The organism is Burkholderia sp. Bp9016 (assembly GCF_003857765.1).
In the GTDB taxonomy this organism is placed as follows: domain Bacteria; phylum Pseudomonadota; class Gammaproteobacteria; order Burkholderiales; family Burkholderiaceae; genus Burkholderia.
In genome coordinates, this window is the sequence record NZ_QTPY01000013.1 from 24,580 (window position 1) to 47,737 (window position 23,158).

The window sequence follows — 23,158 nt, forward strand, 5'->3', positions numbered from 1 at the left end:
AGCGCCGCGATGATCGTTCGGCCTCGCGAGCACTGGCTGCGCATGCTGCTCGTCTGGAACGGTTCGGTGCTGCCGACCATCCTGCCGCAGCTCGTGCTGACGCTCGCGATCAGTCTCGTCGCGGTCTGGGGCGGCGGCCGCGTGCTCGGCGAGAAGGTGCCGCTGAACCCGACGCCGTTCACGCTGATCGGCCTCACGCTCGCGATCTTCGCGGGGTTTCGCAACAACGCGAGCTACGAACGCTACCGCGAGGGGCGGCAACTGTGGGGCGGCGTGCTGACCGCCTCGCGCACGCTGGTGTCGCAGGCGCTCTGCTACGGCGCGGTCGATGACGACGACGCGTCGCGGCAGGCGTTCGTGCGCAAGGTCGTCGCGTTCGTCTATGCGCTGAAGCACCAGTTGCGCGGCACCGATCCGCTCGACGACCTGCGCGCGCTGCTCGACGACGATACCTGTGCACGCATCGCCGCCGCGCGGTTCGCGCCGGTCGCGATCGTGCATGAACTGCGCGAGGCGTTCGCTGCGCGCGCCGACGCGGGCCAGCTTGCCGATACGCGGCTGTGGATGCTCGACGCGCGCCTCGAAGACCTCGTGTCGATGGTGAGCGGCTGCGAGCGCATCGCGTCGACGCCGATCCCGTTCTCGTACGACGTGCTGCTGCATCGGACGATCTATGCATACTGCGTGCTGCTGCCGTTCGGTCTCGTCGATTCGATCGGTGCGGCCACGCCGTTCGTCGCCGTGTTCGTTGCGTATACGCTGATCGCGCTCGATGCCATTGCGCATGCGATCGCCGAGCCGTTCGGCGACGGGCCCAACCATCTCGCCCTCGACGCAATGACGCGGATGATCGAGCGCACGCTGCTCGAACTGAACCGCGAGCCGCTGCCGGCGGAAATGACGCCGGGCCCGGCGTATCGGCTCACCTGACCGGGCCGGCGCGTTCAGTCGTCATGTCCACGCAGGAAATGGCCGTGCGCGGCGGTGGCATCCGCGATCCGTCGCAGCAGCACGATGCCGCGCAGCAATGCGCGGCCGCCGTCGCTGTCGATATCGGCCACGCGTCGCTGCAGTACACGCGCCGCGGCGTCGCAAGTCCGTTCGAGCCGCGCGAAATCCGCCCGCGCGACACGGCCGCGCACCGCGGCCGCCGCACGGCGCACCGCCGGCTCCCGCGCCGCCAGTTCCGCGAGCGACAACAGGCTGTCGCCGATTCCCCAGATCGCGAGTAGCTCGCGCATGTCACGCTCGATCCGCGTCTGCGGCACGCTGCCCGCGAACCCGAGCTCGCGTCCGAGCCGGTCGGCGGTGCGGCTCAGCCACGCGCTAGCCGACCAGCCGCGCGGGTTGCGGGCGATATCGGCCAGATCGCGGCGCACCGCGCGATGCAGACGCCGCCGGCTCGTGCCCGGATCGCCGGGAAACACCAGTGCGAACACCAGCACGCCGAACGCGATGCCGAGCAGCGTCGACAGTGCGCCGTTCAGGAATGCCGCATCGCCGATGCGGGCGGTATTGTCCGGCGACGTGAAATTCCAGAAGAAGATCGAGAACGCGCTGCCGAGCGCGGCGGTGCGCGGATGGCGCAGCGCGAGGCCCGTGCCGATCATGAACACGCCGATGATGTACGCGAGCATCTCGAAGCCCGACACCGCGGGCAGCAGGACGAAGTTGCAGACCACGCCCGCCACCGCCGCGCAGGCCGCACCTTTCAGAAAGCCCAGGGCGGCCCGGGCCGAATTCGGGCGGGTCGAGAACAGTGCGCCGACCACGGCCGTGATCGCGACGAAGCCGGCGCCCGACGGCCACGCGGTGACGATCCAGATCGCCGAGGCGACCAGCACTGCGATGAATGCGCGCATGCCGTTGTGAACCGCGAGCACCACGTCGCGATGAAACGCGTAGCGGACCCGTGACGGCGGCGGAACCGGCAGGTCGATCTGCGCCTTGTTCGCGAACGCACGGTCGAACCCCGCGAGCAGTGCATCGAGCCGGTCGAGCGTAAGCAGGCGCGATGTGTCCGAGCCGGCCGGCTCGGCGGCCTCGGCGCGCAGTGCGCCGTCCACGCGTGCGCGCAGCGCCGCCATGTCGGGCCCCGCTTCACCGGACGCGGCCACACCGTCGAGCACGCGCGCGGCATCGGCGACGAGCGGATCGGGTACGGTGCCGCTGCGCGCCGCGTGCGCGTCGAGCGCCTGCCCCGCTGCATGGGCCGACAGCACGCCCAGCACCGCCGCGCGCAAGTGGCCGATCGCGTTGCGCACCGGCGGCGCGCCGGCGGCGGCGTATTCGGCCGCGGTGTCGAGGTCGAGCGCCTCGGCGAAGAGCCGGTGAACGGCCGCGCCGCTCGGCTCGCGGCGCAGCGCTTCCGCGCCAACGGCCACCGCACGCGCGAGATAGCGGGCGAGCCGCGCGCGAACATCGCGCAGCGGCGACCCCGGCGCGAACACCGTTTCGAACGCCGCGCCGCACAGGATGCCGACCGCCACGTACAGGAACCGCGCGGTCGCGATATCGAATGCGTGCTGCGGCGCGGACGCCGCATCCATCGAGATGATCGCGGCCGTGTAGCCGGCAAGCACCGCCGCGTACGCACGGAAATTCCGCAGAAACGTCGCGACGCCCGCGCACAGGCCGATCCATGCGGCAAGCGCCAGCAGGAACAGCTCGGGGGACTGCGCGAACGCGCCCGTCAGCGCGAGCGCGACGGCCGCGCCGATCGCGGTGCCGAGAATCCGGTACTGGCTCTTCGACAGCCCCATTCCGCGACTGCCCTGCGCGACGATCCATACGGTCGACGCAGCCCATTTCGGGTCGTCGAGATTCATCCGGAACGCGATATACAGCGCGAGCAGCGACGCGGCCGTGTTGCGCAGCGCGAAGCCGAGCGCACCGGGCGGCAAGGCAGGCCATGCGTCGCGCAACGCGGTGCGCACCGCCGCGAACGGCGGCAGGCCGGGGAGAGCGAATTTCATCCGGCGAGCATACGGTCGCGCGGCGGCTGCCACTATGGCCTGCGCGGGATGCGTTATTACAGCGGGCGGGATAATCGCGCGGTCGACATGAAACGATTCGGCCAGCGACGGTAAGATGCGCGCAAGCCGAACACGGAAACAACCTGTATGGACTTCGAGAGCATCCGGATATTCTTGCGTGTGGTGGAACGCGGCAGCTTTACCGCCGCGTCGGTGCAACTCGACCTGGCGCTCAGCCGCGTCAGCCGCAAGGTCAAGCAACTGGAGGACGATCTCGGCGTGCAACTGCTGTACCGGACCACGCGCCGCGTGGCCGTCACCGAAGCCGGCCGCGACTATTACGAGCGCTGCCTGCGCGCCGAGGAGATCCTGCTCGACGCGGACCGCCAGGCGCGCGCGCTGCGCACCGATCCCGAAGGGACGCTGCGCGTGCTGGTGCCCTACTCGATCGGTCTGTTCGAGCTGGAGCCGGCGCTCGCCGAGTTTCACCGGCGCTATTCCCGCGTCCAGCTCGTACTGATCTACGACAACAGCCCGCTCGACCTCGTCGAGCACGGTTTCGACGTTGCGCTGCGCGCGGGCACGCTGACCGATTCCGGCTACGTTGCGCGCTCGCTCGGCTGGTCGCACGCGAAGCTCGCCGCGAGCCCGGCCTATCTCGACCGTGCCGGGCGGCCGCAAACGCCGCAGGAACTCGCGCAGCACGACATCCTGTACGTCGGCCGCGATGCACCGGGCCTGACGCTGCGGCTCACCAACGCGGCCGGCGACGTCGCCGACGTGCCGGTGCGGCCCGTGCTGATCTCGAACGAATCGGTCACCGTGCTGCGCCAGGCCGCGAGCGGCGGCGGCATCGCGCTGATCTCCACACACTACACGGCGCGCCGGCTCGAAAAGAACGAACTCGAAATCGTGCTGCCCGACTGGCACCGCACCGACGACATCGAGCTGCATGCGCTCTATCCGCGCCGCGCGACGCTCGACAGCAAGGTGCGCGCGTTCGTCGAATTCCTGACGGACGTCTTCACCGGCTGGCGAAGCGCGCCGTAACGCGCATCGCACGTCCTGCATTCGGCCCGCGCCGGCCGGATTGTTGCGGCCGACGAAAGGAATTAATGAGCGGGCAAGCGTTGATCGCCGTTCGCCGCATCGTTAGCCTGTGGCCATGAAAAACGACACCACACGCTACGGCAGCCACGAGCCCGCTGCCCGCCGACGCGTCACGCGCGTCGCGCCTTCCTGACCGACGCTGGCCCGCCAGCCGGAGCCCGTCACGGCGTCGCACCGCCGATTCGACACTTGAACCGAACCGCACGTTGCCGCAAGACGGCGCCGCCTGAGCGCGCCGCCCGCCGGCAGCGTGCGTCCGTCCGCTTCGCGGTTCGCCCGCGCAGGCGCCGCATCGCGCGGACCACCTTCCATCACGCAGGAACGCCATGTCCTCTCCGTCCAATCCCGGCCCGCTGACGGGCGGCCGGCTCGCGATCGGCACGATCGCGGTATCGCTCGCGATGTTCATGAACGTGCTCGACTCGTCGATCGCGAACGTCGCCATTCCGACGATTTCGGGCGACCTCGGCGTGTCGGTCGACGAAGGCACGTGGGTAATCACGATTTTCGCGGCCGCGAACGCGGTGTCGATTCCGTTGACGGGCTGGCTCACGCAGCGCTTCGGCCAGGTGCGCCTGTTCGTCACGTCGATCCTGCTGTTCGTGTTCGCATCGTGGCTGTGCGGGATCGCGCCGAACCTGCCGACGCTGCTCGCCGCCCGGATCCTGCAGGGCCCGGTCGCCGGGCCGCTCGCACCGCTGTCGCAGGCGCTGCTGCTCGGCGCATGGCCACGACCGAAGTCGGCGACGGCCCTCGCGCTGTGGTCGATGACGGCGCTCGTCGGCCCGATCGCGGGACCGTCGCTCGGCGGCTGGATCACGTATGACTACAACTGGTCGTGGATCTTCTACATCAACATTCCGGTCGGCTTCTTCGCGGCGGCGGTCACGTGGATCGTGTTCCGCGATCGCGAATCGGCCACGCGCCGCATGCCGATCGACACGGTCGGCCTCGTGCTGCTCGTGCTGTGGGTCGCGTCGCTTCAGATCATGCTCGACAAGGGCAAGGATCTCGACTGGTTCAACTCGCCCGTCGTCGTCGCGCTCGGCATCGTCGCGCTGGTCGGCTTCGCGTTCTTCCTCGTGTGGGAGCTCACCGCAGCCAATCCGATCGTCGACCTGCGGCTCTTCACACAGCGCAATTTCGCGGGCGGCACGATCGCGATTTCGGTTGCATACGGGATGTTCTTCGGCACGCTCGTGCTGCTGCCGCAGTGGATGCAGGGCTATCTCGGCTATCGCGCGATCGACTCGGGGCTCGCCACCGCGCCGCTCGGGATCTTCGCGATCGTGCTGACGCCGGTGATGGGACGCGTCCTGCCGCGCACCGATCCGCGCTACCTCGCGACGCTCGCGTTCATCGGCTTCGCCGTCGTGTTCATGATGCGCACGATGTTCTATTCCGACGTGTCGCACTGGGACCTCGTGCTGCCGACGCTGCTGCAGGGCATTCCGATGGCGATGTTCTTCGTGCCGCTCACCGCGATCATCCTGTCGGGGCTGCCGCCGGAAAAGATCCCGGCCGCCGCCGGCCTGTCGAACTTCGGCCGCACGTTCTGCGGCGCGGTCGGCACGTCGCTGATCAGCAACGCGTGGAACGACCGGACGATCCTGCATCACGTCCGGCTCACCGAACAGGCGAGCCCCGGCAACCCGGTCTTCGCCCAGCAGATCGACGCGGCCCGCTCGCTGCTGCATCTGAGCCCCGATTCGGCGCTCGCGTTCTTCAACGCGTCGGTCGATTCGCAGGCGGCAGTGATGGGGTTGAACGACATCTTCTACGTGTCGGCGATCATCTTCGTCGCGATCATTCCGCTGATCTGGATCACGAAGCCGTCGCGCGCGGGCAGTGGCGATACGGATGCAGCGGCAGCAGGCGCGCATTGAGCGCGCGCCGCAATCGCACTTGCGAATTGCGAATTGCCATTGGCAGACGTAATAAAGACTTGCAATCGATACAGCAGGAAACGTCAACAGCCGCGGCCCGCCCGGCGTTTTTTCGACAAGCGCGCACGTTCCGTGACGCGCAACGACAGGAGAAAACGTCATGCGAGCCTTCACCCGCCATCTTGCGATTGCCGCCACCCTGATGTCGGTGCTGACCGGCACCGCGTTCGCCGACACGCCGTGGCAACAGGCGCATCCGCGCCGCGAAGAGGTCAATCATCGCCTCGCCAACCAGAATCGCCGGATCCATCACGAAGTGAAGGAAGGCGAGATGTCGCACGCACAGGCCGCGCGCCTGCACCGTGACGACCGCCAGATCCGCCAGGAAGAGCGGGACATGGCCGCGCAGGATCGCAGCCACATCACCCAGAGCGAAAAGCACGCGCTGAACCAGCAGGAAAATGCGGTCAGCCACAAGATCGGCCCGTAACGCCGGCACGCGTCGATTCGCCACCGCTTGAAACGCCCGCTGCCGCCGCGCGACAGCGGGCGCTTCTGTATCGAATCGTTTCAGCAACGCGCTCGCGTCCGGTGCCGCGGGTATACTCCGACGTCAGCCGCCTCCCGCATCGACCGTCAAAAACGGCACGATTCCGGCGGTTTCGTCGCGAAGCTCCGCGTTTCGCGTACCCCGCCTCGACACGAGACACACGACGATTCCGATCATGAAACGACTCCTGCTGCTCCTGCCCGCCGCACTGCTCGCCGCCTGCGGTTCCGCGCCCTCTTCCGACTCGGCCGCATCCGGTTCGGCGCCGATGATCTACGTGTCGTCGGCCCGTCCGGCCTACGCGATCGCCAACTGCCTCGACAGCCGCCTGTCGGGCACCGAGCAGTCGCAGCACAACGGTGTCACCGACATTGCCGTCGGCTCGCGCTCGTATTTCGTCACGCTTACGCCGTCGGCCAACGGCTCGGTCGTCAAGGTCGTGCGCGGCTCCGGCAGCGAGCCGGCCGAGGAAGCGATGCGCTTCGCGATCGCGCGCTGCGTGATCTGAGCGCCGCCGGCGCCGGGCGCTCGCCCGGCCTGCCCGCGCCCCTTTGCGCGCCGTCGTGCGCGCGTTGTCGAATATTTTCATCCGGGCGGCCGTCGATGAGAGAATCGCACCACGATTCCTTTTCGATGGAGCCCGCATGAAGCATCTGCTGTCCCGGCTGTTCGTCAGCGCCGCGCTCGTCGCGCTTGTCCCGGCGCTGCCGGCGCAGGCCGCGACGCCGCCCGGCATTTTCGTCGTCGCCACCCAGCTCGGCGAATTCACGACCCTCGATCCGAGCGAAATCTACGAGCTCGTGCCGTCCGAGTACGTCGCGAACACCTACGAACGCCTCGTGCGGGTCGACCTGAAGGATCCGACGCGCTTCAACGGACAGATCGCGCAATCGTGGACCGTCGGCGCCGACGGTGTCACCTACACGTTCAAGCTGCGCCCCGGCGTCACGTTCCACTCCGGCAACCCGGTAACCGCCGACGACGTGGCATGGTCGCTGCAGCGCACCATCCTGCTCGACAAGGGCCCCGCCGGCGTGCTCGCCGATCTCGGCCTCACGAAGGTGAACGTGATGCAGAAGGTCCGCGCAGTCGATCCGCAGACCTTCGTGCTCGAAACCGACCGCAAATACGCGCCGAGCTTCGTGCTGAACGTGCTGAGCGCGTGCCCGGCGTCGGTCCTCGACAAGAAGCTGCTGCTGTCGCACCAGCAAGGCAACGATTTCGGCAGCGGCTGGCTGAAGACCAACGATGCGGGCTCGGGCCCGTACCAGCTCGTCAAGTGGATGCCGAACGAGAGCATCGTGCTCCAGCGTTTCGACAAGTACCGCACGCCGTACCCGATGAAGCGCGTCGTGCTGCGTCACGTGCCCGAAGCGTCCGCGCAGCGGCTGCTGCTGGAGAACGGCGACGTGGACGCCGCGCGCAACCTGAGCCCGGACAGCCTCGCCGCGCTGACGAAGGCCGGCAAGATCAAGGTCGCGTCGTGGCCGGTCTCCGCGCTGCTGTACCTGAGCCTGAACACGAAGAACCCGAACCTCGCGAAGCCCGACGTGCAGCAGGCGATGAAGTGGCTCGTCGACTACGACGGCATCCAGCGCAACATCGTCGGCACGACCTACAAGGTGCACGAAACCTTCCTGCCCGAAGGCTTCCTCGGCACGCTGAATTCGAACCCGTACAAGCTCAACGTCGCGAAGGCGAAGGCACTGCTCGCGAAGGCCGGCTTGCCGAACGGTTTCGACGTGACGATGGACATGCCGAACGACTATCCGTACATCGAGATCGCACAGGCGCTGCAGGCCAACTTCGCGCAGGGCGGCATCCGCGTGAAGCTGATCCCGGGCGACGCGAAGCAGGCGATCGGCAAGTACCGCGCGCGCCAGCACGACATCTTCATCGGCGAATGGTCGCCCGACTACATGGACCCGAACAGCAATGCACGCGGCTTCGCATGGAATCCGGACAATTCCGACCAGTCGACCACCAAGATGCTCGCGTGGCGCAACAGTTGGGACATCCCGCAACTGACGAAGGACACCGAGGCCGCGCTCGTCGAGCCGTCGCCCGCGAAGCGCGCGCAGCGCTATGAAGCGCTGCAGAAGTCCGTGCTCGCGAACTCGCCGTTCATCATCATGTTCGAGAAGGTCGTGCAGGTCGCGACGCGCCCCGGCGCGACGGGGCCGGAGATCGGACCGATCAACGACCTCGTGTCGTACCGGACGCTGGCCAAGTAACGCCCGCTGCCCGCGCTGCCGGCCATACCGGCGCGCGGGCGCATCACACTTCCAATACGCTTCGCTCGGGGTACCACACAATGCGCTCGCTACAGGAACTGCGGCTGGAGTTTCTCCAGTACAAGATCGAACCGATCGGCTGGCTCGGCGACAGCCCGTCGCGCTTCGACTTCTATACCGACACGGCCGCCGGATGCGACAGCATCCTCGAGCTGGGCGTCTTCACCGGGCTCACCACGACCGCCTTCATGCTCGCGCAGCCGAAGCGGCTCGTGTCGGTCGACATCACCGACCAGTATTTCCACATCCAGGACGAGCTGAAGCACGCGGCGAAGAACCTGTCGATCGACTTCGAATTCAGGATCGCCGACGATCTCGCGATGGAGCCGCTGGCATCCGACCTGCTGTTCATCGACACCACGCATACGTACGAGCAGACGCTCGCCGAGCTGAACCGGTTCGGTCCGCTCGCGCGCAAGAAGATCGTGCTGCACGACATGAACACGTCCGGCGTGTACCAGGCCGTGTTCCAGTGGCTGTGGGACAACAAGCAGTTTCACATCACGTATCACGACAGCCGCGGTTGCGGCGCGGTCGTCTGCGAACGCCACGTCGGCTACTGAGCCGGCGCGCACCACGGGGAGGCACCATGCATTCGAACGGGCACGCGGTCTGCGTGGCGATCAACGACAACAACCGCGCGTGGTACGAAATGCTCGTGCCGTTCCTGCTGTCGCTGCGGCAAACCGGCTACGACGGGACGGTGGCGGTCATCGGCTACGGGCTGTCGGAACACAAGCGGCGCATCCTCGAAAGCCAGTCGGTCGACGTGATCGAAGCATCGAGCACGCATGCGCTGCCGGTCGGCCGTTTCATCGAGGCCGCCGACTATTGCGCGCGCAATCCGCGGATCACCAGGCTCGCGCTGTACGACGCGGACATCTGGTTCTGCGCGCCGTCGTTCGACCTGTTCTCGCAGATCGGAGACGACCGCCTGTACGCGTGCCCCGATCCGCTCTTCTGCACGTTCGTCGTCACGCCGCTGATCGGCGAGCGGCGCGACCATCACTGGCGTCTCGTCGTCGACGAAGTCACGGCGCGCCACGGCGGTGCGCTGCAGGCCGGGCTCGTGGCCGGCACGGCGGCGGCATGGACGCGCTACGCGGCGCACCTGCGCGACTGCGTCGCGCGCATCGGCACCGACTTCCAGGAATGCTTCGGGATCGATACGACGTTCCTGCACCTGTGGGGCGCACGCGGCGAAACCGCGCTGCTCGACCCGGTGCAGAACTTCGTCAGCAAGAACGGCATTCACGAATCGTTCGACGCGCACGACGGCATCACGACGCTGCGGTATCAGGGTGAACCGATCCGTGCGCTGCACATGACCGGCGACATTCGCTTCTTCGACCGCTGGCGCTACTACGCGAACCATGTCGACTCGGCGCTGCGCGACGGCATGCCGTTCGCGCTGTCGGACGGTACGCCGTCGCCGTCCGATACGATCGGTGCCCGCATCGCGGCGACCGAGTACGTGCGCGCGGCCGGGCTGACCGTCACCGCCGTCGCGCTCGAGGCAAGCCCGGGCGCGTACCTGCAGGCGATCGACGAACCGGGCGGCACGATGCTCGTCGGCAGCGGCAATCACGAGATCGTGTTCACCGCGACCCGCGACATCGAGCGGCTGAACGTGTACATCACGCACCCGTCCGGATCGCCGTCGCCGCTGCGATGCGAAGTGCTGATCGACGGACACGCGCAGCGCAAAGGCACCGAACTGATGGCGCATTTCTGGTATCGGATCGTGGCCGGCGCCGTCATCACGCTGCGCTCGACGAGCCTCGGCGGCCAGCAGTGCAATGCGATCTGGCGGCTGCGCGAAGCGCCGGACATGCAGCAGTGAAAGACGGGCGTGGTGCCGGGCGCTCACGCGCCAGGCATCACGTGTGCGGCATGTCGTCGAGACGCTGCGCGGCAAAGCGCAATCCGCCCTGAATACGGTCGGCGATCCGCGCCGGAAACCCGGCGGGCAACGCCGCGCCGCCCGACTCGATCACCTGCGGCGTCGCGATATCGCCGAGCAGGCATTGTTCAGCCATCTCGGTAAAGTGCCGACGCGTGATGTCGCGCATCACCTAGTGCTTGCGCCTGCCGTGCACGGCCATCGCGAGCTACGCGTTGTGCCACGATCATTGATCCGCACCGTCGCCTTCGACCGGCCGGATCGACATCACGGCGTAGGGCTGCGTGAGGCGGAAACGTCCGCCCGGCAGCAAGCGCAGGCTGAAGCTCTTCGCATGCCCGTCCAGCCCGGCAAGCATCCAGAACACAACGAGCGCGCTGAACAATGTATCGAGATCCGGTTGCGCGGCCTCTGATTTCGAGGCCGTACTGCGCGGTGAATTCGAGCAGTTGGCGAAGCGACAGGCTTTCGGTGCGCATGCTCTCGAGCGACGCCAGACGCGACTACCCGACGCCGATGCGCGTCGCCGCCTCGGCTTGCCTCAGCCCCTTGGCCTGACGCGTGGACGACAGGATTTCACCCAGTTGCCCAGGGGTATTGACGATGAGATTCACGGTGTGGGTCCAGTAGACAATAAATGCGGGATATCTCTGACAGGAATAATTTTCGCTGTTGCACCTCGCGATCCTGCCGTTGGACACGCCTCTCGGCCCTATCGCCCTCTGTTAAGCCATAGTTTTTATCTGCTGGCGCAGATGATTTTGGCTTTGTTAGATGGATGACACCGAATCATCCGATGACAACGATCTAACATTCCGATGACCTGCGCGTTCGCCCATACCGTCGAATCCCGCTTTGCCGAGCTGACGCCGACCGCGAAGCGCATCGCGAGCTACATGCTCGCGAACCTCGACCGGCTCGGGCTCGAAACGGCCGACCAGATCGCGCAGCAGACCGGCACCAGCGGCATCTCGGTCGGGCGCTTCCTGCGCAGCGTCGGCTACCGGAACCTCGACGATCTGAAACGCGAACTGCGCGGCAGCAGCGACCGTCCGTGGATGATCACCGATCGTCTCGACGAATACCGGCGAACGACCGGCACGCTCGCGCGCGCCTCCGACGACACCCGCAGCGACGGCACGCTCGCGTCGTCGCTCGAGCGCGAACTCGATGCGATCCGTCACGTGTACCGGCTCGCCGAAGAACCAGTGTTCGCGCACGTCGCGGACCGGATCGCGCATGCCGACGCCGTGTTCATCCTCGGCATCCAGTCGACTCGCGGTATCAGCAATGCGTTCAGCAGTTATCTCGAATACCTGCGCCCGCGCGTGTTCTATTCCGACGGCCAGTCGGGCTCGTACGTCGATTCGCTGAATTCCGAGTTCGAGCAGCCGTACTGCATCGTCACCGATACGCGCGCGTATTCACGCAGCGCGCGCCGCTATTGCCAGGCGGCCGCGGAGCGCGGCCAGCCGTTCGCCCTGGTCACCGATCTGTACTGCCCGTGGGCACGCGAGTGGCCGGCCGACCTGTTGCAGGTGAAGACCGACGTCGGCCAGTTCTGGGACTCGCTCGCGCCGCTCACCTGCCTGTTCAACCTGCTGATCACGGCCGTGGTCGACCGCCTCGGCCCCGCGATCGACCGACGTGTCGCGCGCAACCGCGAACTGCAGCACACGTTCGACCAATTCGAATCCTGAGCGCCCCGGACCGCCGATGACCCATCACCGCCTCGTCGAAATCACGCCCGCCACGCATCGCGTCGAGATCGATCTCGTCTACGCGACCGAGCGCAACCTGACCGGCAAGCCGATCTACCGCCGCGCCCACTGTCTGCTGCTCGAACCGGCCGAAGCCGCGCTGCGTCGCGCGGTCGACGTCGCCGCACAGGCCGGCTTCACGTTGCGCATCTACGACGCATACCGGCCGCCGCAGGCACAGCAGGTGCTGTGGGACTTCCTGCCCGATCCGAACTTCGTCGCCGATCTCGGCCGCGGCTCGAATCACAGCCGCGGCACCGCGCTCGACCTGACGCTGGTAAGCACCGACGGCGAGCCGCTCGACATGGGCACCGGCTTCGACGAGATGGTGGCCGCGTCGGGCCATTTCCACCCGGGGCTGCCCGAAGCCGTGCAACGCAACCGCCTGCTGCTGCTCGGCGTGATGCACGCGGCCGGCTTCGCGCATATCGACAGCGAGTGGTGGCACTACGAATTGCCCGGCTCGCGCGCGCTACCGCAGATCGACAACACGGCGAGCGGCCCGTGGCGCCTGATGTAACGACGATGCACACCCCCTTCACCGTTCACGTACAACGACTTCAACGACCACTGGAGAAGCGCACATGAAACCCCTGACATCCCGGCTCGTCGCGGCGCTGGCTGCCGCGTCCGTTCTTGCCGCCGCCCCGCTGTCCGCCGCGCACGCGGAAACGCCGAAGGACATGTTCGTGATGGCCACGCTGCTCGACGAGTTCACGACGCTCGATCCGGGCGAGATCTACGAGCTGGTGCCGGAGGAATACGTCGCGAACACGTACGACCGGCTCGTGCGCGTCGACCTGCGCGATCCGTCGAAATTCAACGGCGACGTCGCGCAGTCGTGGACGGTGAGCCCCGACGGGCTGACGTACACGTTCAAGCTGCGCCCGAACCTGAAGTTCCACTCGGGCAATCCGCTGACGGCCGACGACGTCGCCTGGTCGATCCAGCGCGCGGTGCTGCTCGACAAAGGGCCGGCCGCCGTGCTGACCGGCATCGGCCTCACGAAGGCGAACGTCGCCGCGAACGTGAAGAAGATCGACGACCTGACGGTGTCGGTCACGACCGACCGCAAATACGCGCCGACCTTCGTGCTGAACGTGCTCGGCTCGTGGCCCGCGTCGGTGGTCGACAAGAAGCTGCTGCTGTCGCACCAGCAGGGCAACGACTTCGGCAACGCATGGCTGAAGACCAACGAGGCCGGCTCCGGCGCGTACAAGCTCGTCAAGTGGACCGCCGGCGACAGCATCGTGCTGCAGCGCTTCGACGGCTACCGGCTGCCGCTCGCGATGAAGCGCATCGTGCTGCGTCACGTGCCCGAAGCGGCCAGCCAGCGCCTGCTGCTGGAGAACGGCGACGTCGACGCCGCGCGCGACCTGAGCCCCGACGATCTCGCATCGGTCGTGAAATCCGGCAAGGCGAAGGTCACGGCATCGCCGCAGGCGACGCTGCTGTACCTCGGGCTGAACACGAAGAACCCGACGCTCGCGAAGCCCGACGTGCAGGAAGCGCTGAAGTGGCTGGTCGACTATTCGGGCATCCAGGCCAACGTCGTGAAGACGACCTACAAGGTGCACCAGACTTTCCTGCCCGAAGGCTTCCTCGGCACGCTGAATGCGAATCCGTACAGGCTCGACGTGGCGAAGGCGAAGGCGCTGCTCGCGAAGGCCGGCGTGCCCAACGGCTTCTCGGTGACGATGGACGTGCGCAACGACTATCCGTACACGGAGATCGCGCAGGCCGTGCAGGCGAACTTCGCGCAAGCAGGCGTCAAGGTGCAGCTGATTCCGGGCGACAACAAGCAGACGCTCGCGAAATACCGCGCACGCCAGCACGACATCTATATCGGCGAATGGTCGGCCGACTATATCGATCCGCACAGCAACGCGCAGGGTTTTGCATGGAACCCCGACAACTCCGACAAGTCGAGCTATAAAATGCTGGCCTGGCGCAACAGCTGGGACATCCCGCAACTGACGAAGGAAACCGACGCCGCGCTCGCCGAACCGACGGCCGCGAAACGCGCACAGCTGTATCAGGCGATGCAGAAGGAAATGCTCGCGCGCTCGCCGTTCGTGATCATGTTCGAGAAAGTCGCGCAGGTCGCGACGCGGCCTGGCGTGAGCGGGCTCGAAGTCGGACCGATCAACGATCTCGTGTCGTACCGCAACCTGAAGAAGCAATAAGATTCGCCGCATGTCGACCCCCGCCTCCTCCTTCGAAGCGCTGCGCACGCTGCCCGCGCGGCGCCCGGCCGTGCGCTGGGCGCTGCGCGTGCTGCGCTGGGCGCTCACGCTCGCCGTCACGTTCGCGGGCCTGCTCGCGCTGACCTTCGTGATCGGCCGCAAGGTGCCGATCGATCCCGTGCTCGCGATCCTCGGCGACCGTGCGTCGGCCGAGGCATACGCGGCCGAACGCATCGCGCTCGGCCTCGACAAGCCGCTCGTCACGCAATTCCTGATCTACGCGCGCGACGTGCTGCACGGCAACCTCGGCATGTCGCTGCTGACGTCGAACCCCGTGCTCGACGACATCAGGCGCGTGTTCCCGGCCACGCTCGAACTCGCATCGATCGCGACTCTGATCGGCATCGCGATCGGCGTGCCGCTCGGCGTCGTGGCCGCGGTCAGGCACAACCGGCCGATCGACCACGTCGCACGCTTCGTCGGGCTGATCGGCAATTCCGTGCCGGTGTTCTGGCTCGGGCTGATGGGGCTGCTGCTGTTCTACGCGCGGCTGCACTGGGTCGCCGGCCCCGGCCGGCTCGACCCCGCGTACGACGGGATGGTCGACACGCACACCGGCAGCCTGCTGATCGACTCGGCGCTCGCCGGCGAATGGGACGTGTTCCGCAACGCGGTGTCGCACATCGCGCTGCCGGCCGCGATCCTCGGCTACTACTCGGTGGCCTACCTGAGCCGGATGACACGCTCGTTCATGCTCGACCAGCTGAGCCAGGAATACATCGTCACCGCGCGCGCGAAAGGCATGTCCGAGCGCCGCGTGATCTGGCGGCACGCGTTCGGCAACATCGCGGTGCCGCTGCTGACCGTGATCGCGCTCACATACAGCAACCTGCTCGAAGGGTCCGTGCTGACCGAGATCGTGTTCGCATGGCCGGGGATCGGCTCGTACCTGACGGGTGCGCTGCTGAACGCCGACATGAACGCGGTGCTCGGCGCGACGCTCGTGATCGGCGCGATGTTCATCACCGTCAACCTGCTGACCGATGCGCTGTACCGCGTCTTCGATCCGCGCGCACGCTGAGGGCCGCTTCGACATGACCGTTTCCACCGTTTTTCTTTCATCGTCCATGCCGAAGGCCGTCCGATCATGAATGCCGAGCGTCTCACGCTGCGTGCGTGGCTTCTCTCCGATGCGCCCGCGTCGCGCTCGCAGGCCGCGTTCGGCCTCGCGTATCGCCGCTGGCGCCGTTTCGCGGTCAATCCGCTCAACCTGTTCGGGCTCGCGATCCTGGTCGCGCTGATCGCCGTCGCCGTCGTCGGCCCGCTGATCATGCCGCACGATCCGCTGCAGCAGGTGCTGCCCGACCGCCTGCTGCCGCCCGGCTCGCCGTCGCACTGGCTCGGCACCGACCAACTCGGCCGCGACATCCTCTCGCGGATGATCGCCGGCTCGCGGCTCACGCTCGGCATCGCATTGCTCGTCGTCGTGATCGTCGTGCCGATCGGCCTGCTGATCGGCACGACGGCCGGCTATTGCGGCGGCTTCGTCGACAGCGTGCTGATGCGCTTCACCGACATCGCGCTCGCGTTCCCGAAGATCGTGCTCGCGCTCGCGTTCGCCGCCGCGCTCGGGCCGGGCGTGATCAACGCGGTCGTCGCGATCTCGATCACCGCATGGCCCGCGTATGCGCGGCTCTCACGCGCGGAGACGATCCGCATCGCGCAGGCCGACTACATCCACGCGGCGCGGCTGCAAGGCGCGTCGGGCCCGCGCATCCTGCTGCGCTACATCATGCCGCTCTGCATGTCGTCGGTGATCGTACGCGCGACGCTCGACATGGCCGGCATCATCCTGACCGTCGCGGGCCTCGGTTTCCTCGGCCTCGGCGCGCAGCCGCCGAGCCCCGAATGGGGTTTCATGGTCGCATCGGGCCGCAATGTGCTGCTCGACGCGTGGTGGGTCGCGACGCTGCCCGGCGTGGCGATCCTGCTCGTCAGCCTCGCGTTCAACCTGCTCGGCGACGGGCTGCGCGACGTCTTCGATCCTCGTCATGGAGCGTGACATGCCCGTGAATTCCGTCCACGCATCCACGCCGCTTTGCGAGATCGACGACCTGAAGATCGGCTTTCGCGGACACGACGGCGTCGTCACCGACGCGGTACGCGACCTGTCGCTGACGCTCGCGCCCGGCGAACGGCTCGGCATCGTCGGCGAATCCGGCTCCGGCAAATCGCTGACGGGCCGCGCGCTGCTCGGGCTGCTGCCTGAAGCCGCCCGCTGCTCGGCGCGCACGATGCGCTTCGCGGGCCACGATCTGCTCGCGATGTCGCCGCGCGAGCGCCGGCGCCTGTGCGGCAGCCAGATGGGCATGATCCTGCAGGACCCGAAGTATTCGCTGAACCCGGTGATGAGCGTCGAGAAGCAGATGGGCGAAGCGTTCCGTCTGCACGAGCCGGGGCTGCGCGGCCGCGCGCTGCGCGAACGGATCGTCGATGCGCTCGCGGCCGTGCAGATCCGCGATCCGGCGCGCGTCGCCGATGCGTATCCGCACGAACTGTCCGGCGGCATGGGCCAGCGCGTGATGATCGCGATGATGGTATCGACCGGCCCGCGCCTCTTGATCGCGGACGAACCGACGTCCGCGCTCGACGTCGCGGTATCGATGCAGGTGCTCGCGGTGCTCGACGCAATGATCGCGCGGCACGGCACGGGCCTGATGTTCATCAGCCACGACCTGCCGCTCGTGATGTCGTTCTGCGATCGCGTCGCGGTGATGTATGCGGGCCGCGTGGTCGAGACCTGCGCCGCGCGCGACCTGCGCAACGCGACGCATCCCTATACGCGCGGGCTACTCGCGGCGAATCCGCCGCTCGCGAACCCGCCCGACGAATTGCCGGTGCTGTGGCGCGATCCGGCGTGGCTCGACGCCGCGTCGCCCGCATCCGCGCCGGCCGAACCGCAGGAGGCCGCACGATGATCGATGTCGATCACGTCTCGATCCGTTTTCCGACCCGCACGGGTCATGTCGACGCCGTGCGCGATGCAAGCTTCGCGGTGCGTGACGGTGAAGTGTTCGGGCTGGTCGGCGAATCGGGCTCGGGCAAGTCGACGCTGCTGCGCGCGCTGACGGGCCTCGTGCCGCTCGCGGGCGGCAGCCTGTCGATCGACGGCCGGCCGGTCGGCGGCACGCTCGAGCGCGCATTCCGCCGCCACGTGCAGATGGTGTTCCAGGATCCGTACGCGTCGCTGCATCCACGCTTCACGGTCGACCAGACGCTGCGCGAGCCGTTGTCGATCCACCGGATCAACGACGCCGACGCGCGGATCGCCCGTGCGCTGTCCGAAGTCGGGCTCGGCCCGTCGTTCCGCTTCCGCTACCCGCACCAGTTGTCGGGCGGCCAGCGCCAGCGTGTCGCGATCGCGCGCGCGCTGATCGTCGAGCCGCGCGTGCTGCTGCTCGACGAGCCGACCTCCGCGCTCGACGTGTCGGTGCAGGCCGAGATCCTGAACCTGCTGCGCCGCCTGCATCGCGAACGCAACCTGACGATGATCCTCGTCAGCCACAACCTCGCGGTGATCGGCTTCCTGTGCCAGCGCGTCGCGGTGATGCAGCATGGCGAGATCGTCGAGCAACTGCGGATCGAGGACGTGCGCGCCGGACAGGTCGCACGCGACTACACCCGCACGCTGCTGCGCGCGACCGAAGGCTACCGCCGTCTCGATCCGGCGATCGACGCGCCCGCGACCTGACGCGCAGCGCTCGGCGAAATCGCGAACGCTCGCACGCGCGCGCGGACGTCGCATGACGAGCCCCGCCCGCAACGCGACAGGCCGGCCGCCACACTCGGTCGGCCGGTCATTTCCCCTCCAATCCGCTTCGAATAGCGAATAGCGCGACCGCCGGAATCGGCGCCCCGTCCGATTTCGGCATCGGGACAATCCGCTCGCCCATCCGGGCCGCTCCTGCCTGCTCCCCCGGCCCCTCCGCCTGAATGCCAATCCTGGCAACACACAACTTAGTACTTGTACTAAGAGAAAAACGTATTGATTCGTACCAGTCACATTACAAAATCATTACGAGATTGGCACAATTCAATCCGAAACGCGCCTTTCCGAGATTTAAATTCACTGCGTGCTTTCGAAATTCGAACTTTCTTTGGAGTTTTACCTATGAGAACCATCAAGCGCAGCGCCATCCCGTTCCTGCTGGTCGCCGCCGGTGCCGCCTTTTCGTCCGCGGCCCACGCGGCGGACGGCACCGTCAACTTCCACGGCAAAGTCATCGCGTCGACGTGCAGCGTCGAGGGCGGATCGGATCTCACCGTCCCGCTGCCGCCGGTCAGCACCACCGCGCTCGTCGACGTCGGCTCCGTCGCCGGTCGCAGCGCGTTCTCGCTGGCGCTCAAGGGCTGCACGGTCGGCGACGACAATCCGGTAAAGGTCGGCGTCGTGTTCGAGAACGGCACGAACGTCGATCAGTCGAGCGGCCGCTTGACGATCGACCAGGGCGACAAGGCCGCCGAAGGCGTCCAGATCAACGTGCTGGATGCTCAACAGAAGCAGATCCCCATCGGCGCCCAAACCGGTGCCAGCACGCAACTCGTCGATATCGATGCCGACGGCAACGCGAAGCTGAACTACTTCGCCGAGTACTACGCCTCCGGCGCCGTGAAGGCCGGCGACGTCACCTCGCGTGTCGAGTACTCGCTGATCTACCAGTAAGGACGAGCGCGTGGAGGTCGCCGCCGCGGCGATCTCCGCCGCATCGCGCCGCCCGGTGCGCAAACCGCCGTCTGCGCCCGCTTCCCGCCCAACGATCCGATTCTCCACGCCCATGAAACTGTTGAAGCTCTTCCGTACGCTGACCCTCGCCGTCACCGCATTCGCGTCGCAGGCCGACGCGAGCGTCGTGATCGCCGGCACGCGCGTGATCTTCCCGTCCAGCGAGCGCGAGGTCACGATCCAGCTCACGAACGACAGCAAGCGTCCCGCGCTGGTACAGGCGTGGCTCGACGACGGAAACAGCGGCGCGTTGCCCGAGAACATCGACGTGCCGTTCACGCTGACGCCGTCGATCTTCCGGATGGAATCCGGCAATGGCCAGACGCTGCGTCTCGTGCACACCGGCGAACCGCTTCCAGCCGACAGGGAGTCGCTGTTCTGGCTGAACGTGCTCGAAGTGCCGCCGAAGGCGTCCGCAGCAGACAGCCGGAACCGTATCCAGCTCGCGTTCCGCTCCCGCATCAAGATCATGTACCGGCCCGATGGACTGGCCGGCAACGCCGACGATGCGCCCAGGCAGCTCGACTGGCGCGTGGTTCGCGTCGATGACGGCTACGCGATCGAGGCGAGCAATCCGACGCCGTTCGTCGTCAATTTCGGCAACGTGCTGCTGAAATCCGCCGGGCGCAAGCATGATGCCGGCATGGGCTACGTGCTGCCTCGAAGCACGCAACGATTCCCGATCAAGAATCTCGCCGACGCGCCCGCCGCAGGTGCAACGGTCGAATTCGGCAGCATCAACGACTGGGGCCGGGCAACCGACATCGAACAACCGGTCAGCGTCACCCCGTAGCGCGACCGAGGCCGGCGACGCGCACCGCTGACGCGCCGCCCGCATCCCCTTTTCGTTCACCGTCATATCCGCCGTCCCGACCGGACGGCACGGAATCCCCCGGATTCGACATTCGCCGCGCAGCGACGCGCGCACCCGCGCCTGCGCCGGTTAAACGCGCCCGCCCGATCCAAAACATTATGGAGTACTGCGCATGATCACGACTCGACCGTCGCGCCACGATGCGGCCGACATGCCACGCATCAAACCGGTCCATCTGCTGGTAGCGGCCTGCGTCGGCGCGTGGTCAAGCGACGGGCGCGCGACGACGTCATCGGCCGCCGACGCCGCGCTCGCGCAAGTCGAGTTCGACGGTGCATTCATGCAGCATCGCCTGGGCAAGCATTTCGACGTCTCGCGCTTCGCACGGCGCAACGTGACGGCCCCAGGCGTGTATACCGCCGACATCCATGTCGGCTCCGACTGGATCGGCCGCTACGACGTGCGCTTCGTGGCCGCACCGGACTCGGGCGACGCCAGGCCGTGCTTCGACCGCACACTGCTCGAACGCGTCGGCATCGATTTCGGCAAGCTCGCGCCGGAGGTCGTCGCGGAACTCGACGGCGAGCACGCATGCCTGCGGCTCGAGCAAGCCGTGCCGGGGGCCGGCGCGGCGTTCGACTTCACGCGACAGACACTGCGGCTCTCGATCCCGCAGGCGTTGCTCGCGCGCAAGGCGCGCGGCTACGTGAGCCCCGACCAATGGACCGCCGGCGAAACCGTCGGGCTGCTCGGCTACAACTTCAACCTCTACACGTCGAAGGCCAACGGCCACACCGCCCAGACGCAGGGCTATCTCGGCCTGAACGGCGGCGTGAATCTCGGCACCTGGCGCTTCCGTCACGAAGGCTCCTATTCATGGTCGTCGCGCGGTCAGAGCCGGTACCAGGGCATCGCGACCTATGTCCAGCGCGACCTGCCTTCGCTGTCCTCGCAGCTCGTCATCGGCGAAAGCTACACGTCGGGGGAACTGTTCGACTCGACGCAGTTCCGCGGCGTGCGCCTGTCGACGGACGACCGGATGCTGCCCGACTCGCTGCGCGGTTATGCGCCGGTGGTGCGCGGCATCGCGAACAGCAATGCGAAGGTGACGATCCGTCAGAACGACGTGACGATCTACGAGACGACGGTCGCGCCCGGCAATTTCGAAATCGACGACCTGTATCCGACCGGGTACGGCGGCGACCTGCAGGTCTCGGTCGAGGAAGCCGACGGCGCCGTGCACACGTTCTCGGTACCCTACGCCGCCGTGCCGATGTCGCTGCGTCCGGGCATCGGCCGCTACAGCTTCGTCGCCGGCACGTTGCGCAATCCCCACGGCTCGAGCCAGCCGCTGTTCACGCAGGCCACCTACCAGCGCGGCCTGACCAACCTGCTGACGGCCTATGGCGGCGTCACGCTTGCTACCGGCTACGCGTCCGCGATGCTGGGTGGCGCCTTCAATACGTCGTTCGGCGCGTTCGGGGCGGATCTGACGCATGCCATGACCTCGCTTCCCGGCGCGAAGCGCTACAACGGCTCAAGCATCCGTGTCAGCTATGCGAAGTCCGTCGAGGCGACCGGCACCGACGTCGCCCTGGCCGCATATCGCTACTCGACGGATGGCTATTTCGGCCTGAACGATGCGATGCAGGCGCGTGATGCGGTGCGGGACGGCCAGTCGATCGACTCGGTCTGGCGCCAGCGCCATCGCGCATCGCTGGCGCTCACGCAGCGCCTCGGCGCGACAGGCGGGCGCATCAACGCCACGGCGTCGGCCGTGAACTACTGGAACCGCGCCGGCTCGGACGTCAATTATTCGATTGGTTATACGAACCGGTTCCGCAACGTGTCATATAGCCTGACGGCCACGCGGCAGCGCAACGCCGGCGGCGACATGGGCACGCTCTATTACGCCAGCGTCACAATCCCGTTCGGCCGCGAGCACCCGATGACCGCCACCGGCAACGTGTCCCGCGATGCACTCGGCCGCGCCCGGCTGCAGTCGACGCTGTCCGGATCGCTCGGCGACGACCATGCGCTGTCGTACAGCGTCAGCGCGAACCACGCGTCCGGGCCGGACGCGGTCACGGACGGCAGTGCCAGCGTCACCTACCGCACGCGCATGGCCGAAGTCAATGCCAGCGCGGGCGCGGGCACGGACTTCCAGCAGGGTTCGCTCGGCGTGCGCGGCGCACTGGTCGCTCACCGCGGCGGCATCACGTTTTCGCAGCCCGTGTCCGAGACCTTCGCGATCGTCGAGGCGCCGGGCGCGGCCGGCGCTCGCATCACGAACGCGGCAGGCGTCAAGGTCGACGGCAACGGTTATGCGGTCGTGCCATATCTGACGCCATACAGCCTCAATACGGTCGCGCTCGATCCGAAAGGGATCTCGATGGACGTGGAACTGAAGGAAACCAGCCGGCAGATCGCACCGCGCGCCGGTGCGGTGCCGCTCATCCGGTTTGCAACCAACACAGGTCGCGCAGCGCTCGTCCGGGCGCCACAGGTCGATGGCACGCCGCTGCCCTTCGGCGCCGTCGTGCGCGACGAGACCGGCAAGGAAGTCGGCGTGGTCGCCCAGGCGAGCAAGGTCTTCGCGCGCGGACTCAGCGAGCGCGGCTCGCTGACGGTTCAATGGGGCGACGACGGCCGCTCGGTCTGCCGCATCGCATACGAGCTTCCCGTTGCGAAACGTCACCGGCGCTCGCCGGGCATACAGACCGTCACGAGCGTCTGCCAGGCCGATTCGATCACCGCCGACACCCAATAAGGAATCCAGATGACTGACCTTCGCCCATCGTCCGCATCGACCCGGGCTACGCGCCGGGCACGCACGTCGTGCATGCACGACGCACGTGGCGGCGTTGCCCGACGCATGTCCCGCCTGATCGCGGCCG

The 23,158-nt window shown here is 67.3% G+C and carries 19 protein-coding genes and 1 pseudogene; 18 read left to right on the top strand and 2 right to left on the bottom strand.

Features of this window, described 5'->3' with window-relative positions; all coding sequences use genetic code 11:
* The first annotated feature begins 9 nt into the window (after positions 1–9).
* Positions 10–930 (top strand): bestrophin family protein, encoded by a 921-nt coding sequence (locus tag DIE13_RS17160; protein ID WP_124828279.1) that lies wholly within the window; start codon positions 10–12, stop codon positions 928–930.
* A gap of 14 nt (positions 931–944) precedes the next feature.
* On the opposite strand, the gene DIE13_RS17165 is transcribed toward DIE13_RS17160, so the two are convergent.
* Entirely contained in the window at positions 945–2,975 is a 2,031-nt protein-coding gene (locus tag DIE13_RS17165) for an FUSC family protein (protein WP_124828280.1), read from the bottom strand.
* 147 nt (positions 2,976–3,122) lie between these two features.
* Here DIE13_RS17165 and DIE13_RS17170 point away from each other — a divergent pair, with 147 nt between their 5' ends.
* The 7 genes from DIE13_RS17170 (at position 3,123) to DIE13_RS17200 (ending at position 10,658) form a co-directional block, all read left to right on the top strand.
* Entirely contained in the window at positions 3,123–4,025 is a 903-nt protein-coding gene (locus DIE13_RS17170; protein ID WP_124828281.1) for a LysR family transcriptional regulator, read from the top strand.
* A 386-nt stretch (positions 4,026–4,411) separates the two neighbouring features.
* The gene (locus DIE13_RS17175; RefSeq protein WP_124828282.1) at positions 4,412–5,971 is read left to right on the top strand and encodes a DHA2 family efflux MFS transporter permease subunit; all 1,560 of its coding nucleotides are present in this window, start codon (positions 4,412–4,414) and stop codon (positions 5,969–5,971) included.
* A gap of 160 nt (positions 5,972–6,131) precedes the next feature.
* Positions 6,132–6,461 carry a hypothetical protein gene (locus DIE13_RS17180; RefSeq protein WP_124828283.1) on the top strand — a complete coding sequence of 110 codons (330 nt, stop codon included), beginning with the start codon at positions 6,132–6,134 and terminating at the stop codon, positions 6,459–6,461.
* 235 nt (positions 6,462–6,696) lie between these two features.
* Complete coding sequence (locus DIE13_RS17185) at positions 6,697–7,029, top strand: sugar ABC transporter ATPase (RefSeq protein WP_124828284.1); 333 nt, start codon at positions 6,697–6,699, stop codon at positions 7,027–7,029.
* A gap of 136 nt (positions 7,030–7,165) precedes the next feature.
* Positions 7,166–8,755: an ABC transporter substrate-binding protein gene (locus tag DIE13_RS17190; RefSeq protein ID WP_124828285.1), complete on the top strand. Its 1,590-nt coding sequence runs from the start codon at positions 7,166–7,168 to the stop codon at positions 8,753–8,755.
* An 80-nt stretch (positions 8,756–8,835) separates the two neighbouring features.
* Positions 8,836–9,378 carry a class I SAM-dependent methyltransferase gene (locus DIE13_RS17195; RefSeq protein WP_124828286.1) on the top strand — a complete coding sequence of 181 codons (543 nt, stop codon included), beginning with the start codon at positions 8,836–8,838 and terminating at the stop codon, positions 9,376–9,378.
* Positions 9,379–9,404: 26 nt separating this feature from the next.
* Complete coding sequence (locus DIE13_RS17200; RefSeq protein ID WP_124828287.1) at positions 9,405–10,658, top strand: hypothetical protein; 1,254 nt, start codon at positions 9,405–9,407, stop codon at positions 10,656–10,658.
* Positions 10,659–10,695: 37 nt separating this feature from the next.
* On the opposite strand, the pseudogene DIE13_RS17205 reads toward DIE13_RS17200, so the two are convergent.
* Positions 10,696–11,136: pseudogene (locus tag DIE13_RS17205) on the bottom strand (HipA domain-containing protein); the annotation flags it as partial.
* Positions 11,137–11,536: 400 nt separating this feature from the next.
* On the opposite strand from DIE13_RS17205, the gene sapR reads away from it, so the two are divergent.
* From sapR to DIE13_RS17260, 10 genes are all read left to right on the top strand, one after another.
* Positions 11,537–12,418 carry a sap1 transcriptional regulator SapR gene (gene sapR / locus DIE13_RS17215; RefSeq protein ID WP_124828288.1) on the top strand — a complete coding sequence of 294 codons (882 nt, stop codon included), beginning with the start codon at positions 11,537–11,539 and terminating at the stop codon, positions 12,416–12,418.
* Positions 12,419–12,434: 16 nt separating this feature from the next.
* Positions 12,435–12,998: a D-alanyl-D-alanine dipeptidase gene (gene ddpX / locus DIE13_RS17220; protein WP_124828289.1), complete on the top strand. Its 564-nt coding sequence runs from the start codon at positions 12,435–12,437 to the stop codon at positions 12,996–12,998.
* Positions 12,999–13,062: 64 nt separating this feature from the next.
* Positions 13,063–14,664 carry an ABC transporter substrate-binding protein gene (locus DIE13_RS17225; RefSeq protein WP_124828290.1) on the top strand — a complete coding sequence of 534 codons (1,602 nt, stop codon included), beginning with the start codon at positions 13,063–13,065 and terminating at the stop codon, positions 14,662–14,664.
* Positions 14,665–14,674: 10 nt separating this feature from the next.
* The gene (locus DIE13_RS17230; RefSeq protein WP_124828291.1) at positions 14,675–15,745 is read left to right on the top strand and encodes an ABC transporter permease; all 1,071 of its coding nucleotides are present in this window, start codon (positions 14,675–14,677) and stop codon (positions 15,743–15,745) included.
* A gap of 66 nt (positions 15,746–15,811) precedes the next feature.
* Positions 15,812–16,726: a nickel transporter permease gene (gene nikC / locus DIE13_RS17235; RefSeq protein WP_124828292.1), complete on the top strand. Its 915-nt coding sequence runs from the start codon at positions 15,812–15,814 to the stop codon at positions 16,724–16,726.
* 1 nt (position 16,727) lies between these two features.
* Positions 16,728–17,642 (top strand): ABC transporter ATP-binding protein, encoded by a 915-nt coding sequence (locus DIE13_RS17240; RefSeq protein WP_124828293.1) that lies wholly within the window; start codon positions 16,728–16,730, stop codon positions 17,640–17,642.
* The gene (locus tag DIE13_RS17245) at positions 17,639–18,415 is read left to right on the top strand and encodes an ABC transporter ATP-binding protein (RefSeq protein WP_124828294.1); all 777 of its coding nucleotides are present in this window, start codon (positions 17,639–17,641) and stop codon (positions 18,413–18,415) included. Before DIE13_RS17240 ends, DIE13_RS17245 begins: the two co-directional genes overlap by 4 nt.
* 420 nt (positions 18,416–18,835) lie before the next feature.
* Complete coding sequence (locus DIE13_RS17250) at positions 18,836–19,387, top strand: fimbrial protein (protein ID WP_124828295.1); 552 nt, start codon at positions 18,836–18,838, stop codon at positions 19,385–19,387.
* A gap of 112 nt (positions 19,388–19,499) precedes the next feature.
* Positions 19,500–20,240 carry a molecular chaperone gene (locus tag DIE13_RS17255; RefSeq protein ID WP_124828296.1) on the top strand — a complete coding sequence of 247 codons (741 nt, stop codon included), beginning with the start codon at positions 19,500–19,502 and terminating at the stop codon, positions 20,238–20,240.
* Between the two features lie 193 nt (positions 20,241–20,433).
* On the top strand, positions 20,434–23,031 hold the full coding sequence (locus tag DIE13_RS17260) for a fimbria/pilus outer membrane usher protein (RefSeq protein WP_124828297.1): 2,598 nt from the start codon (positions 20,434–20,436) through the stop codon (positions 23,029–23,031).
* Positions 23,032–23,158 lie beyond the last annotated feature (127 nt).

Excerpts from the sequence above, each read along its gene's own strand:
- DIE13_RS17260 (WP_124828297.1), top strand. The coding sequence starts at position 20,434 with ATGATCACGACTCGACCGTCGCGCCACGATGCGGCCGACATGCCACGC.
- DIE13_RS17175 (WP_124828282.1), top strand. The coding sequence starts at position 4,412 with ATGTCCTCTCCGTCCAATCCCGGCCCGCTGACGGGCGGCCGGCTCGCG.
- DIE13_RS17190 (WP_124828285.1), top strand. The coding sequence starts at position 7,166 with ATGAAGCATCTGCTGTCCCGGCTGTTCGTCAGCGCCGCGCTCGTCGCG.
- DIE13_RS17195 (WP_124828286.1), top strand. The coding sequence starts at position 8,836 with ATGCGCTCGCTACAGGAACTGCGGCTGGAGTTTCTCCAGTACAAGATC.
- DIE13_RS17245 (WP_124828294.1), top strand. The coding sequence starts at position 17,639 with ATGATCGATGTCGATCACGTCTCGATCCGTTTTCCGACCCGCACGGGT.
- ddpX (WP_124828289.1), top strand. The coding sequence starts at position 12,435 with ATGACCCATCACCGCCTCGTCGAAATCACGCCCGCCACGCATCGCGTC.
- DIE13_RS17250 (WP_124828295.1), top strand. The coding sequence starts at position 18,836 with ATGAGAACCATCAAGCGCAGCGCCATCCCGTTCCTGCTGGTCGCCGCC.
- DIE13_RS17185 (WP_124828284.1), top strand. The coding sequence starts at position 6,697 with ATGAAACGACTCCTGCTGCTCCTGCCCGCCGCACTGCTCGCCGCCTGC.
- DIE13_RS17240 (WP_124828293.1), top strand. The coding sequence starts at position 16,728 with ATGCCCGTGAATTCCGTCCACGCATCCACGCCGCTTTGCGAGATCGAC.
- DIE13_RS17225 (WP_124828290.1), top strand. The coding sequence starts at position 13,063 with ATGAAACCCCTGACATCCCGGCTCGTCGCGGCGCTGGCTGCCGCGTCC.
- DIE13_RS17200 (WP_124828287.1), top strand. The coding sequence starts at position 9,405 with ATGCATTCGAACGGGCACGCGGTCTGCGTGGCGATCAACGACAACAAC.
- sapR (WP_124828288.1), top strand. The coding sequence starts at position 11,537 with ATGACCTGCGCGTTCGCCCATACCGTCGAATCCCGCTTTGCCGAGCTG.
- DIE13_RS17255 (WP_124828296.1), top strand. The coding sequence starts at position 19,500 with ATGAAACTGTTGAAGCTCTTCCGTACGCTGACCCTCGCCGTCACCGCA.
- DIE13_RS17170 (WP_124828281.1), top strand. The coding sequence starts at position 3,123 with ATGGACTTCGAGAGCATCCGGATATTCTTGCGTGTGGTGGAACGCGGC.
- DIE13_RS17180 (WP_124828283.1), top strand. The coding sequence starts at position 6,132 with ATGCGAGCCTTCACCCGCCATCTTGCGATTGCCGCCACCCTGATGTCG.
- DIE13_RS17165 (WP_124828280.1), bottom strand. The coding sequence starts at position 2,975 with ATGAAATTCGCTCTCCCCGGCCTGCCGCCGTTCGCGGCGGTGCGCACC.
- DIE13_RS17230 (WP_124828291.1), top strand. The coding sequence starts at position 14,675 with ATGTCGACCCCCGCCTCCTCCTTCGAAGCGCTGCGCACGCTGCCCGCG.
- DIE13_RS17160 (WP_124828279.1), top strand. The coding sequence starts at position 10 with ATGATCGTTCGGCCTCGCGAGCACTGGCTGCGCATGCTGCTCGTCTGG.
- nikC (WP_124828292.1), top strand. The coding sequence starts at position 15,812 with ATGAATGCCGAGCGTCTCACGCTGCGTGCGTGGCTTCTCTCCGATGCG.